The following is a 13215-nucleotide window of genomic DNA, read 5'->3' on the forward strand; positions in this document are numbered from 1 at the left end:
TGATTGTGCCGCTATGTAGGCGAAACAGCGCCTCCGGGCAACGCCGAAACCCGGTTTACTCAGGAATTCCGGTCAAAAGCCCGCAGCGTCGACGACGCCCTCGTCGCAGCCGAACGACGTTTTTCCAGCGCCCTGGATCAGATCGGCAAGCCCGGCACTTTTCGCCGATGCCGCCCCGGCTGCTTCCGAAAGCCCGATCGTCAGCTCGCTGATCATCCTGATATTGCCGGCCCGCCGGCAGCTCATCTTGACACGATCGCCGGCACCCGGCCCGAAGCTCTTGTCGAAAGCCGCCTTGATCGCTTCGGCCTTGACCGGTTTGCCGATATTGGCAGCGAAGAGATCGCGCACGGCCGACGCGTTGAGTGCGCCCACGAGGTGCACGCCGACGCCGAAATAGTCGTCGGCGCTCATCTTCGTGCAGGTGCCGTGCTTCACCCACTCATGCCGTTCCAGGCCGGACTGCGTGCCGGGCATCGCCTTTGCGAGCGCCGCCTGCGTCTCCGCCGCAAGCGTGACCTCCGGCAGCTTGTTCCAGTCGCCATCCTTGTCGGCGGCCTTCTGCTCGGCGCTCACGCCGCAATAATCCTGCCGCATCGGCCAAAGTCCGTGCAACGAAAAGTTCGTCGCGTCGGGGCGCTCGCCGGTCTGGCTCGCACACTCGGCTTTCTTCTGGTTCGTCTGACAAAAGGCCGGCTGCCAGCTCGCCGCCAGAATGAAGCGGGTGCGCCCGCCGGCCTCCTGCGCCACGCCGGCGCCGGCAACAACCATCGACACGGCAAACGTCAAGGTACGCAACTGCATGCTGCTCATTTCAACCCCCAAAAAAGAACAATACAGGAACAAATAAGCATCAAAATTAAAAGGCCGCAACCCTGAATCGCAACAAGGCCGCAAATTGTTATCAGATAATCAAATGCCCATGTTGCAATTACCCGGCGATCTGGTCTGTTGTCGCCGGGAGGACCACATGTTTTCTGAAACGCAAAGGCTCGCCGTATCAGGGGCGTCGCTGGCCTATCACCATGCTGAGGCCATCACCCTTCCACGCGGTATCCTGCTGATATCCCATGGCTTGGCCGAACATTCGAAACGATACCGCGTCTTTGCCGAGACGATGGCGGCACGCGGTTATCATGTCTATGCCCATGATCATCGAGGGCACGGCGAGACGACGGCACCCGACGCGCCGATCGGCCGTTTTGCCCGGCGCGGTGGGGTCGAAAGGGTGATCGGCGACGTCATCGCCATGCGCGGCCACGCGGCCTCCCACCATCCCGGCCTGCCGGTGATCCTCTTCGGCCATTCGATGGGCGGCCTCATCGCCCTCAATGCAGCCGTCACGGCTGCGGCCGACTTCGATGCCGTCGCCGTCTGGAATTCGAATTTCGCCATCGGCCTTGCCGGCCGCGCCGCCCAGGCGATCCTGCTTGCCGAGCGCATGCTGAAGGGCTCCGACGTGCCGAGCGGCCTGCTGCCGAAGCTCACCTTCGGCACCTGGGGCAAATCCATTACCGGCCGCCGCACCGAGTTCGATTGGCTGTCGCATCGTCCTGATGAAGTCGACAAGTATGTCGACGATCCACTCTGCGGCTTCGACGCCTCAGTCTCTCTCTGGCTCGATCTCTTCGAGCTGACCTTCCGCGCGCCGCAGAAAATCCATCTCGACCGGCTGGCGCGGGATATGCCGATCCATCTGGTCGGCGGCGGAGAGGACCCGGCGACGGAGCGTGGAAAAGCCGTGCTCTGGCTGTCAAACCATTTGAAAGGCCAGGGCTTCTCCCGTATCAGCACTGAGATATATCAGGACACGCGGCACGAGACGCTGAATGAGATCGGCGCGGATGCGGTGATCGCAGCCTTCGCCGATTGGTGCGACGGGGCCGTCGCAAAGTCCTGAGCGACCAATATCCTGAGTACAGGGATTTTCATCATGAGCAGCACTTCCGCCCGCCCCGTTTCGTCCGCCTCCGACGTGACGACGGGGCTTGTGCTGATGGTTCTTTCGGTGATGGTCTCGCCGCTCATCGATATCTTCGCCAAGCTTGCGATCACGACTGTTCCATCCGGGGAGATCACCGCCGGTCGCTTCGTCGTACAGGCGCTCTGTATGCTGCCGATCGTCGTATGGCGGCGCAGCTTCGCCGAATTCTCCTGGCGCCAGAGCCTGTTCCATGCCATCCGCGGCGCGATCATCACCGTCTCGATGATCTCCTTCGTCACCACGCTGAAATATATGGCGGTCGCCGACGCGATTGCGATCTTCTTCGTCGAGCCGATCATGGTGACGATCCTCGGCGGCATCTTCCTCAAGGAGACGATCGGCTGGCGGCGCTACACCGCCTGCTGCGTCGGCTTCTTCGGGGCGATGCTGATCATCCAGCCGAGTTTCGAAGAGGTCGGCTACATCGCGCTTCTGCCTGTCGTCAGCGCGCTCTGCATCGCGATCTTCGTGCTGATGACTCGGGCTCTCTCGCATAGGGAGGACCCCTGGTCGATGCAATTCCAAATGAGCATCTGGGGCTTGCTCTTCTGTGCCATCCTGCTTCTCCTGGGTCAGGGAACCGGCTCCGACCTCTTCGATCCCGTCATGCCGGAAGGTCGCGCCTGGTTCTACGTCGCCGGCGTCGGTGCCATGGCGGCAATCACTGGCATCCTCGGCGTCTACGCCTACCGCGCAGCACCGGCCTCGACGCTGGCGCCGCTGCAATATTTCGAGATCGTCTCGGCGACGATCTTCGCCTGGCTGGTCTTCGGCGACTTTCCGGATGCCGTCAAATGGCTCGGCATTGCCATCATCGTGGCATCGGGCTTCTACATCCTCTGGCGAGAGCGCCGCTTTGCTTCAAAGCCCGTATCCGATACATCTGAGGTGACGCTGGTGCCGTAGATATTGCCGGGAGGAACATGACAGAGACCGTGACCAAAAAGCCGCCGCTTGCCGGCATCCGGGTGATCGAGCTTGCCCGCGTGCTCGCCGGCCCCTGGGCGGGACAGATGCTCGCCGATCTCGGCGCCGACGTCATCAAGGTCGAAAATCCCGACGCCGGCGACGATACACGCCAATGGGGCCCGCCCTTCGTCGAGGGCGCCGATGGCGAGAACCTCTCGGCCGCCTATTACCACGCTGCCAATCGCGGCAAGCGCTCTGTCACCGCCGACCTGAAGAGCGCCGAAGGCCAGGACCTCGTCCGCCGCCTCGTCTCCACCGCAGATGTGGTCATCGAGAATTTCAAAGTCGGCGGCCTCGTCAAATACGGGCTCGATTATGACAGCCTGCGCAAGGAGAACCCGAAGCTCGTCTATTGCTCGATCACCGGCTTCGGCCAGAACGGCCCTTATGCCAGCCTCGCCGGCTACGATTATATCGTCCAGGGCATGTCCGGCTTCATGTCGATTACCGGGGAGCCGGGCGGCCAGCCGATGAAGGCAGGCGTCGCCATTGCCGATATCTTCACCGGCATCTACGCCGTCTCGGCGATCGAAGCCGCTCTGATCCACGCTCTGAAGTCAGGCGAAGGCCAATTGGTCGACATGGCCCTGCTCGATGTGCAATCGGCCGTGCTCGCCAATCAGAACATGAATTACCTGGTCTCCGGCGAGGCGCCGACACGCCTCGGCAACGCCCATCCCAATATCTCGCCCTACGAGGTCGTGCCGACGGCGGATGGTTATCTCATCCTCGCAATCGGAAACGACGGCCAGTTCCGTCGCCTCTGCGCCATCCTCGGCCTGGAGACCGTCGCCGGCGACGAGCGTTTCGCCACCAACAAGGCCCGCGTCGGCAATCGCGGCGAAGTGCGCCGCCTCATCTCCACCGAGACGCTGAAATGGCAGAAGGCGGATCTGTTGAAGGCCTGCGAGGAGAATGCAGTTCCATCAGGCGCGATCAACACGATCGAGGAGATGTTCGCCGACCCACAGGTGCAGGCCCGAGGTCTGCGCATCGACCTTGTTGATGCCGCCGGCAGCGTGATCCCAGGGGTCAGAACGCCAGTGGTGCTGTCGGAGACGCCGCTGCGTTATATCAGGCCGAGCCCGCGCCTCGGCGAACACCAGGCAGAAATTCTGGCGGAACTCGCCGAGCGTGAGAGGAAGGCATCGTCATGAAAAAGGCATTCTCATGAAGAAGACGGGCGGAGAACTGATCGTCGAGGCGCTGAAGGCGAATGGCGTCAAACGTCTCTCCTGCGTGCCCGGCGAGAGCTTCCTCGCCGTGCTCGACGCGTTGCGCGACAGCGATATCGACGTCCTCGTCTGTCGCCAGGAGGGCGGGGCGGCGATGATGGCGGATTGCTGGGGCAGGCTGACCGGCGAACCCGGCATCTGCATGGTGACCCGTGGCCCCGGCGCCACCAACGCCTCCGCCGGCCTGCATATCGCCAAGCAGGACTCGATCCCGATGATCCTGTTCATCGGCCAGGTGCAGCGCGAAGCGCGTGAGCGCGAAGCCTTCCAGGAGGTCGAGTTCCGCCGCGCCTTCACCGAATTCGCCAAATGGGTGGGCGAGATCGACGATGCCGCCCGCATTCCCGAGTTCGTCACCCGCGCCTTTGCGGTCGCAACCTCCGGCCGTCCCGGCCCGGTCGTGCTGACGCTGCCGGAAGACATGCTGCGCGATGAAGTCGAGGCACCGCGCGCCAAGCACTATGCCAGTGTCGAGGCCCATCCCGGCCGCCGCCAGATCGACGATTTTTATCTCCGCCTGCTGAAAGCCGAGCGGCCGATGGTGATCCTTGGCGGCACACGCTGGGATGCCGATGCCGTCGCCGATTTTCAGAGCTTCGCCGAGCGTTTCCAGCTGCCCGTCGGCTGCTCCTTTCGCCGGCAGATGCTGTTCGATCATCTCCATCCCTGCTATGCCGGCGATGTCGGCATCGGCATCAATCCGGCGCTGGCAAAGGAGATCAAGGAGAGCGACCTGCTGATCTTGCTCGGCAGCCGCATGTCGGAAATGCCGTCCTCGTCCTATACGCTGATCGATATCCCCTACCCCCAGCAATCGCTGGTGCATATCTATCCCGACGCTTCCGAGCTTGGCCGCATCTATCGTCCGGATCTTGCCATCTGCGCGGCACCTGCCGATTTCGTCGCGGCACTCGCCGATCTGGAAGCGCCGGCCGAACCACACTGGACCGAGCGCACCGCGCGCCTGCACCAGGCCTATCTCGCCTGGTCGAAGCCGCCCTTGAGCGGACCGGGCGCCGTCCATATGGGGCCGATCATGGAATGGCTGGAGGCCAATACCGGGCAGGACGCGATCTTCACCAATGGTGCGGGCAACTACGCCACCTGGGTGCACCGCTTCCATCGTTTTCGCCGCTTCAACACCCAAGCCGCCCCCACCTCCGGCTCGATGGGTTACGGCCTGCCGGCCGCCGTCGCCGCCAAGCGGCTCTTTCCCGAGCGCGAGGTCATCTGCTTTGCCGGCGACGGCTGCTTCCTGATGCACGGCCAGGAATTCGCCACCGCCATCCGCTACGGCCTACCGATCATCGCAGTCGTCGTCAACAACGGCATCTACGGCACGATCCGCATGCATCAGGAACGCGAGTATCCCGGCCGCGTCAGCAGCACCGATCTGACCAATCCCGACTTCGCAGCCCTTGCCCGCGCCTATGGCGGCCACGGCGAGACAGTGGAAAAGACCGAGGATTTCGCCCTGGCGTTCGAGCGAGCGCGCGAAAGCGGCAAGCCGGCGATTATCGAAATCAAGCTCGATCCCGAAGCAATCACGCCCGCACGGACACTGACGCAAATCCGCGAGAAATCCTGATTGAAAAGCAGCATTTGAGGCAGCGTGAACCTCAGCGGGCGAGTTCGCGCCTCAGCATTCTGCCCAGCCGATCACAGCTTGCTTTGGTATATTGTTTGGTTGGCTGCCGCGTGACACCCCGGCGAGCAGTACTAAAGGCCCGTTCTGTGGCAGTTTCCGGGTCTTTGAGTTCCTTTCGGGCAAACTTCAGAAAAAGAGCTTTCGCGTCACTGACGACCTGTGGACGCTTATAATGGATGTCGCAAGTCAATGCGATGACCATGCTCACTGAGGCCACGCCAAGCCCCTGACCTTTGGGGATTGGCGGAAGTTCTTCCGCGGAAGCCACGGAAGCCGCAAGGCTACCGGCAAAACAAAACATCAGCAGGCGCCTCGTCGACATCCGTGTCCCCAAATCAGATCGCAGCCGTGACGATGAACTCGACCTTGTATTTCGGAGCTGCGAGCTTGGCTTCGCTGGTGGCGCGGGCCGGCGGATTGGCCGGATCGATCCAGCCTTCCCAGACGGCGTTCATCTCCGCGAAATCGGCGATGTCGGCGAGGTAGATGATCGTCTGCAGGATCTTCGACTTGCTGCTGCCCGACGCAGCCAGCAGGCGGTCGACTTCGGCAAGCGAGGACTTGCACTGATCGGTGACGCTTTCGCCCTCGCCGACCTGGCCTGCGAGATAGACTGTATTGCCGTGAATGACGGCGCCGCTCATGCGCGAGCCGACGTCGATACGCTTGATGCTCATCATAGTCTCCTGAGTGAATGGAAGGTGGCGGCGCTGAGGTTCAACGCCGGAAAATCGGCGCCCGGAACGGGACTCAATTACGGATATGGTGGGTCTTCTGGTAAATCGCCGTCGAGCGTGCGCCGGAACGGCAATAGCCGAGCATCGGCCGCGGGAATTCGTCGAGCGCGTCGACCATGCCCTGCACGGCTTCCTCGGTCACGCCCATCGGCCCGACAGGCACGTGGGCGATATTAAGGCCGAGTTCCTTGGCGCGCGCCTCGATAACAGAGAACGACGTCTGGTCGGGACTTTCGTGGTCGGGGCGGTGGCAGACGATCGATTTGAACCCCAGCGCCTTGATCTCGTCGAGCTCCTCAAGCGTGATCTGGCCCGAAACCGAATATTCATCGTCGATCTGGCGAATATCCATCGTCTTGTCTCCTCAAAAATCGTGGGCTGAAGGTCTACGACGGAGGTCTGCCAGCGTCAACAACACTTCGCTCACAGGAAGGCAAAGGTCAGCGCATAGCTGCGGCTCTCGCCCGGCGCCAGCATGTTGAACTCACCGGCGGCCTCTAGCTCGTCGCGCGATATCCACCGATGTGAAACTGGCTCGATGCCGATGATATGGGCCGGCGCCTTCTGGTTCCGCCAGACCTGCAGATGCGGCAGCGTGTCGGCGCGGAAACGCACCCGCAGCGTCCTGTCGCCGATTGCGGCGATCGGCCCGAGGCGGACCTCCGCGAACCCCTTCTCCATCGCCGGCGCCGCGACGCAGAAGATGCCGCCCGGCTGCTCGCCGAATGTCCAGGGAAAACCGCCATTTTCCAGCATCCGGCCTTCGAGCCGCGTGCCGTCGTCCAGCCATTTGCCACCAGTATTCATGTGGTACATCAGGAAGGTCGGCACCGTCCGATCGCTGGTATTGATGACCCGATCCTCAAGCCGCACCTCGCCGGTCGCCCCATCGATCCGCCACAGCCGCTCGATGCGCTGCGGCAGTCCCTCGACAGTGGTGATGTCGATATCGGCGCGGCATTCGGCATTGCCATTCTCGAACTTCGTCCACAGCACCTTTGCCGCATGGCCGGAGGCCGATCCGTGCAGCGGATAGACCTTGCCGTCGTCCCGGCCGGGGATCGGCTGGCGGTGGCGGATATGGTCCGGCCCGCAGGTGAAGAGGAAGCCCTCGAGCGAGTGATCGATTCGTGGATCGCCGTCATCGGGAATGGCGCGCTTCGGCGCGATGTCGACGCCGTCGACGATGCATCCGCCGATATCCAGCACAGATGTTTCGTCCAGCATCAGGCGCGGCCCGCTTGCGGCGGCAAATTCGATCATCACGGTCTCCTTGGGGAATTGTCGGCCCCTTTTAGAGCGCTAAGCGTCTTTTCGGACGCACAAAGGACGCTCTAACACTTTGAATCAACGCATCATGCTTTGCGAAAAACGGAATCGATTTTCGCAAAACATGATGCGCCAGCGTTAGGTTTCATGCCGCCATTCGTCAATCGGCGTCGCCTGCATCTTGCGTTATTGCAGCAACCGTGGATTTTGCGGAACTGACACAAGGGCGCAAACGTTTATGAGCAAAAGGAAATCTTAGTGATTTTCATATTTTGTTCAGCACGCTTTCATAAATTCCACACTAGCGTCAAAATTCGCAGGTGTGTGTCTGCCAGTCACTGTTCGAGGTATCAGACGTGAATCGCTTTTTGAAGTCGGCATTTTGCCTCGCAGCCGTCCTGGCTGCTCTTGCGGCTACAGCGCCAGAGGCAGGCGCGCAGCAGTTCCGCGATCGCCGCCAGAGCGATATCGTGCTTGTGACGCCGAGCGGCGAAATCCTCGACTATGTTCCAGCTGGCTATATCTACGCCCGCGACCGTAGCGGCAATCGCGTGTTGATCGACGACTATGGCAACGTCGTCGCCACCGAAATGCGCGCGCGGGGCTACTATCCGCCGCGGCCGGGCCCGCGCGAAGTCTATAACGACCAGTATGGCAACGACCCCTATTATTCCGACAACAACCCCGCTGGCGATACGCGCTATTCCGAGCGCGGCGCCGTCACCGGCGGCATTCCGCGCGATGCGGCGATCGAACGCCGGCCGCTCGGCGACCAGCCCTATCCCGATGACAACAGCATCGGCAATCCGCAACCCGGCGACGACTATGCCTCGATCGACCCCGACCAGCAGATCCCGCCCGCCGACCAGCCGAAGGCAGCACCTGATGAGCCCGTCATCACGCTGAAGAACAAGTCGAAGCCCGAGATCGTCGCATTGCAGGTCTTCCTCGATCGCGCCGGCATCTCGCCGGGCGTCATCGACGGCCATATGGGCTCGAACGTCACCAAGGGCATCTATGCATATGACCAGATGACAGGCTCCAAGCTCGATCCGAACGACACGGACGCCATTCTGGAAGAACTGCGCATGACCGGCGGCTTGCCTGTGGTCAGCTACACGATCACGCCCGCCGATGCGGCCGGCCCCTTCGTCGCCGAGATTCCGGAAGATTATTCGCATAAGGCGCTGCTGCCGTCGCTGGCTTACACCTCGACCACCGAGATGCTCGCCGAGCGTTTCCACATGGATGAGGCTTTCCTCAAGGAGATGAACCCCGGCGCCGATTTCACCGTTGCCGGCACCGTCATCAAGGTCGTCAATCCAGGCGAGCCGAAGAGCGGCGCGGTTGCGCGCATCATCGCCGACAAGGGCCGTAAGCAGGTCTTCGCTTATGACGGCGCCGGCAATCTGCTTGCCGCCTATCCGGCATCGATCGGCTCCACCGACACCCCCTCGCCGTCAGGCACGGTCACCGTCGAGCGCGTCGCCCTCAATCCCGGCTACACCTACAATCCGAAGATCAATTTCCAGCAGGGCGCCAACGACAAGATCCTCAACATTCCGCCCGGCCCGAACGGCCCCGTCGGCACCGTCTGGATGGCGCTCTCCAAGCCGACCTACGGCATTCATGGCACGCCCGAGCCCTCGAAGATCGGCCGCACCCAGAGCCACGGCTGCATCCGCCTGACCAACTGGGATGCCACCGAGCTTGCCAAGATGGTGAAGCCGGGAGTGACGGTCGAATTCGTCGACTGAAATCATTCTGACGACAACAACGATAAGGCCGCCGGATCGCTCCGGCGGCCTTATCGTTTCAGGTGGGGGCTATATTCAAGCGGCCGAGCGGACCATCGGGCTCGTCACGCGGGCGGATGCCGTCAGCCTCACCGGCAGCTTGCGCATCATTTCCTCGGCAAAACAGGTCGCGTTCTCACGCGCCTTGTCGAGATTGCTGACGCGTGTGGGATCGATCGTGTGCAGCGTGCCGCCACAGTCGAAGATGTCGCGGAAGGCGGAGCGTTCGATGATCGCCGTATCGAGCACCGGCACATGCCGCTCGCTGAGCAGCGACTTAACGACTTGCAGCGCCCGCGTCGTCACCATCGAATTGACGCGGGTGAGCACCACCGAATGACAGATCTTGATACCGGCCTTCTCATCCAGATATTGCAGCAGCTCGAGCACCTGCGCACCGCCGCGCGCATCCATCGCGCAGCCCTGAATCGGGATCAGCACGTGGTCGGAAAGGCCGACGGCGGTGGCAAGCAGCGGATTGCGCGCACCCGGCAGGTCGACGATGAAATAGTCGGTATTGTGCTTGTTCTCGCTGATATGCAGCGGCAGCGACGCAGTTGTGACGAAATCGATCACCGAAAGATTGGGTACATGACCTGATATTTCGTGCCAGCGCGAAATCCAGTGCTGCGGGTCGGCGTCGAGAATGGTGACGCGATAACCTTTGCGGGCAAGCTCGGTCGCGAGCAGCAGAACAGCAGTCGTCTTGCCGGCGCCGCCCTTGGTATTTGCGAATGTGATGACAGGCATTTTCGGTCCTCGGAAGGAATGGTGCGAGCCGGAATCGCTCTTTTACGCACCGTCGGAGCATCGTGCGGTTAATTCATTCTTTCTAATCATGGTTAACAAATTCGAAACACGCGCGGCGAAATTGCAGCCGGTATTTTTCACATCCCTAAAAATAGGGATGCCACCGGAACGAAAAAGGCCTGGGAACCCGCGGTTTTCCAGGCCAGTCTGTTGGTCCGCTCTTATGTCGTTAGAAGCAATCTTTGAATAGAGCCTTGGTATTTTCAAGCGTCAGTGCAACCGGGTTGCCGCCGGCGCTCGGATCTTCGATCGCCATGGCCGATAATTCGTCGATGCGGTCGGCAGCGATTCCCATCGCCGACAGCGTCTCCGGCACGCCGAGTTCGGAGCGGAGCTTCAGCACATAGTCGTAGAACCCGTCGAAACCGCCCGAAATGCCGAGATAGGCGGCGGCGCGGCCGATCTTCTCCTCGATCGGCTTGCGGTTAAAGCGCAGCACCGCCGGCATCACCACCGCGTTGGTCATGCCGTGATGGGTGTTGTAGACCGCACCGATCGGGTGCGACAGCGCGTGAATGGCGCCGAGCCCCTTCTGGAAGGCGACCGCACCCATGGCAGCCGCCGCCATCATGTTGGCGCGAGCTTCCAGATCCGTGCCTTCCCTATAGGCGCGCGGCAGGAACTCCTTGACGAGGCGCATGCCTTCGAGCGCGATACCGGCCGACATCGGGTGATAGAAGGGCGAGGAATAGGCCTCCAGGCAATGGGCGAAGGCATCCATGCCGGTCCCGGCCGTGATGATCTTCGGCATGCCGACCGTCAGTTCCGGATCGGAAATGACGACGCCCGGCAGGAACTTCGGATGGAAAATGATCTTCTTCACATGCGTTTCGGAATTGGTGATGACGCTGGCGCGCCCAACTTCCGAACCGGTGCCGGCCGTTGTCGGCACCGCGACGATCGGGGCGATGCCCTCAAGGCTCGCACGCGTCCACCAGTCGCCGATATCTTCGAAGTCCCAGACCGGCCGCGTCTGGCCAGCCATGAAGGCGACGCACTTGCCGAGATCGAGGCCGGAGCCGCCGCCGAAGGCGACGACGCCGTCATGGCCGCCATCCTTGAAAGCCCTGACGCCAGCTTCGAGGTTCTTCTCGTTCGGGTTCGGGTCGACATCGGCAAAGATCGCCCGGCCGAGACCGGCATCTTCGAGGATATCGAGCGCAGTCTTGGTGATCGCCATCGAGGCAAGGCCGCGGTCGGTGACGAGCAGCGGCTTCTTGATGCCGAGGCTCTTGCAGGCGTCAGCCAGTTCCGCGATGCGACCCCGGCCGAGCTTGACCGATGTCGGGTAGCTCCAGTTTGCGGTGATGTTGCTGCTCATGCTGTGACTTTCTTCAGATGGAAGGATTTCGGGCGCGTCAGATTGTGGAAGCCGATGATCGACAGCGAGCCGCCGCGGCCGGTCTCCTTGACGCCGGTCCAGCAAAGCGCCGGATCGAGATAGTCTGCGCGGTTCATGAAAACGGTGCCGGTTTCGATCTCGCGGCCGAGCCGCCCTGCCCGCTCGGCATCCCTGGTCCAGAGCGAGGCCGTCAGCCCGTACTGGCTGTCGTTCATCAAAGCGAGTGCCTCCTCGTCGCTCTTCACTTTCATGATGCCGACTGCCGGACCGAAAGTCTCCTCGCGCATGAAGGCCATCGAGTGGTCGACATCGACGAGAATCTGCGGTGCGAGATAAGCGCCGCCGTCATCCTGGGGGAAAAGCTTGGGATCGACAAGCGCTTTGGCGCCCTTGGAAACCGCATCGGCGATCTGCTCGCGCACCACCTTGGCGAAGCGCTTATGTGCCATCGGCCCGAGCGAGGTTTCCGGATCGAGCGGATTGCCGAGCTTGTAGTTCGATACCCAGGCAACCGATTTCTCGACGAAGGCGTCGTAGAGCGATTCATGCACATAGATGCGCTCGATGCCGCAGCAGCACTGGCCGGAATTGTAGGTCGCGCCATCCATCAGCGTGTCGACGGCCGCCTCGAGATCGGCGTCCTCCATGACATATCCCGGATCCTTGCCGCCGAGTTCGAGGCCGAGGCCGGTGAAGGTGCCGGCAGCCGCCCGTTCCATCGACCGCCCGCCTTCGACCGATCCGGTGAAATTGACGAAATTGAAGCTGCCGGCGGCAATCAGCGCTGACGTCGTTTCATGATCGAGAAAGACGTTCTGGAACACATCCTCGGGAACGCCGGCCTCGATGAAAGCCTGCACCAGCCTCTCGCCGACCAGCAGCGTCTGCGAGGCATGCTTCAGCACCACGGTATTGCCGGCCATCAGCGCCGGCGCAATCGTGTTGATCGCGGTCATATAAGGATAGTTCCATGGTGCTACGACGAAGACGACGCCATGCGCCTCGCGCTCGATGCGCCGCTCGAAACGATCGCTCTCCTCAACGACAACAGGCGCCATCGCGTCCGCCGCGATCGAGGCGACATAGTTGGAACGCTCGTTGAAACCCTTGTATTCGCCGCCGTACTTGATCGGCCGGCCCATCTGCCAGGCAAGCTCCGGCACAACGAGGTCGGACATCTCGTTCAGCCGCGCAGCACCCTTCAGCACCAGTTGCACACGCTCTTCGAGCGGCCGTTTCGCCCAGGCTTTCTGTGCCTTGCGGGCGCGCGCCACCACGTCCTTGGCGGCATCGAAAGAAAGGGCTGCGCGCTCGGCGTAGACCGACCCGTCCACCGGTGAAATGCATTGGATCATTGCCATGATCGATTTCCTGTCCTCGTATTGGTCAATATTTGGGTGGGCGACAGCCCCTCATCCGCCTGCC

Annotated in this window: 13 protein-coding genes; 5 read left to right on the forward strand and 8 right to left on the reverse strand. The window is 61.9% G+C overall.

All coding sequences use genetic code 11. The annotated features are described in order from the left end of the window. Window positions 1–72 precede the first annotated feature (72 nt). Window positions 73–813: a ribonuclease T2 family protein gene (locus AC245Y_RS15000; RefSeq protein ID WP_017994734.1), complete on the reverse strand. Its 741-nt coding sequence runs from the start codon at window positions 811–813 to the stop codon at window positions 73–75. Between the two features lie 157 nt (window positions 814–970). On the opposite strand from AC245Y_RS15000, the gene AC245Y_RS15005 reads away from it, so the two are divergent. The 4 genes from AC245Y_RS15005 to AC245Y_RS15020 are packed head-to-tail and all read left to right on the forward strand — an operon-like array spanning window position 971 to window position 5776. Further along, entirely contained in the window at window positions 971–1900 is a 930-nt protein-coding gene (locus AC245Y_RS15005; RefSeq protein ID WP_017994735.1) for an alpha/beta fold hydrolase, read from the forward strand. A gap of 33 nt (window positions 1901–1933) precedes the next feature. Beyond that, window positions 1934–2890: a DMT family transporter gene (locus AC245Y_RS15010; protein ID WP_017994736.1), complete on the forward strand. Its 957-nt coding sequence runs from the start codon at window positions 1934–1936 to the stop codon at window positions 2888–2890. Between the two features lie 17 nt (window positions 2891–2907). Further along, complete coding sequence (caiB, locus tag AC245Y_RS15015; protein ID WP_017994737.1) at window positions 2908–4110, forward strand: succinate--glutarate CoA-transferase; 1203 nt, start codon at window positions 2908–2910, stop codon at window positions 4108–4110. Between the two features lie 13 nt (window positions 4111–4123). Continuing rightward, window positions 4124–5776: a thiamine pyrophosphate-binding protein gene (locus tag AC245Y_RS15020; protein ID WP_017994738.1), complete on the forward strand. Its 1653-nt coding sequence runs from the start codon at window positions 4124–4126 to the stop codon at window positions 5774–5776. A 31-nt stretch (window positions 5777–5807) separates the two neighbouring features. On the opposite strand, the gene AC245Y_RS15025 is transcribed toward AC245Y_RS15020, so the two are convergent. From AC245Y_RS15025 to AC245Y_RS15040, 4 genes are all read right to left on the reverse strand, one after another. Then, window positions 5808–6158, reverse strand: coding sequence for a hypothetical protein (locus tag AC245Y_RS15025; protein ID WP_157628337.1), 351 nt, complete (start codon window positions 6156–6158; stop codon window positions 5808–5810). A 13-nt stretch (window positions 6159–6171) separates the two neighbouring features. Beyond that, a complete protein-coding gene (locus AC245Y_RS15030) occupies window positions 6172–6513 on the reverse strand; it encodes a RidA family protein (protein ID WP_017994739.1) in 342 nt (113 codons plus the stop codon). A gap of 73 nt (window positions 6514–6586) precedes the next feature. Beyond that, window positions 6587–6925, reverse strand: a complete 339-nt coding sequence (locus AC245Y_RS15035) for a protein tyrosine phosphatase family protein (RefSeq protein ID WP_003541467.1) — start codon at window positions 6923–6925, stop codon at window positions 6587–6589. 71 nt (window positions 6926–6996) lie between these two features. After that, window positions 6997–7836 carry an aldose 1-epimerase family protein gene (locus tag AC245Y_RS15040; RefSeq protein WP_017994740.1) on the reverse strand — a complete coding sequence of 280 codons (840 nt, stop codon included), beginning with the start codon at window positions 7834–7836 and terminating at the stop codon, window positions 6997–6999. A 362-nt stretch (window positions 7837–8198) separates the two neighbouring features. Between AC245Y_RS15040 and AC245Y_RS15045 the strand changes: the two genes are divergently transcribed. Next, window positions 8199–9599 (forward strand): L,D-transpeptidase, encoded by a 1401-nt coding sequence (locus AC245Y_RS15045; protein WP_017994741.1) that lies wholly within the window; start codon window positions 8199–8201, stop codon window positions 9597–9599. Between the two features lie 75 nt (window positions 9600–9674). Here the strand turns inward: AC245Y_RS15045 and AC245Y_RS15050 are convergent, their stop codons facing one another. The 3 genes from AC245Y_RS15050 to AC245Y_RS15060 form a co-directional block, all read right to left on the reverse strand. Beyond that, window positions 9675–10388, reverse strand: coding sequence for a ParA family protein (locus tag AC245Y_RS15050; protein ID WP_012758319.1), 714 nt, complete (start codon window positions 10386–10388; stop codon window positions 9675–9677). Window positions 10389–10617: 229 nt separating this feature from the next. Next, entirely contained in the window at window positions 10618–11769 is a 1152-nt protein-coding gene (locus AC245Y_RS15055; RefSeq protein WP_017994742.1) for an iron-containing alcohol dehydrogenase, read from the reverse strand. Continuing rightward, window positions 11766–13151: an aldehyde dehydrogenase family protein gene (locus AC245Y_RS15060; RefSeq protein WP_017994743.1), complete on the reverse strand. Its 1386-nt coding sequence runs from the start codon at window positions 13149–13151 to the stop codon at window positions 11766–11768. The genes AC245Y_RS15055 and AC245Y_RS15060 overlap by 4 nt, the downstream gene beginning before the upstream one ends. Window positions 13152–13215 lie beyond the last annotated feature (64 nt).

Source organism: Rhizobium sp. SRDI943, assembly GCF_057653695.1.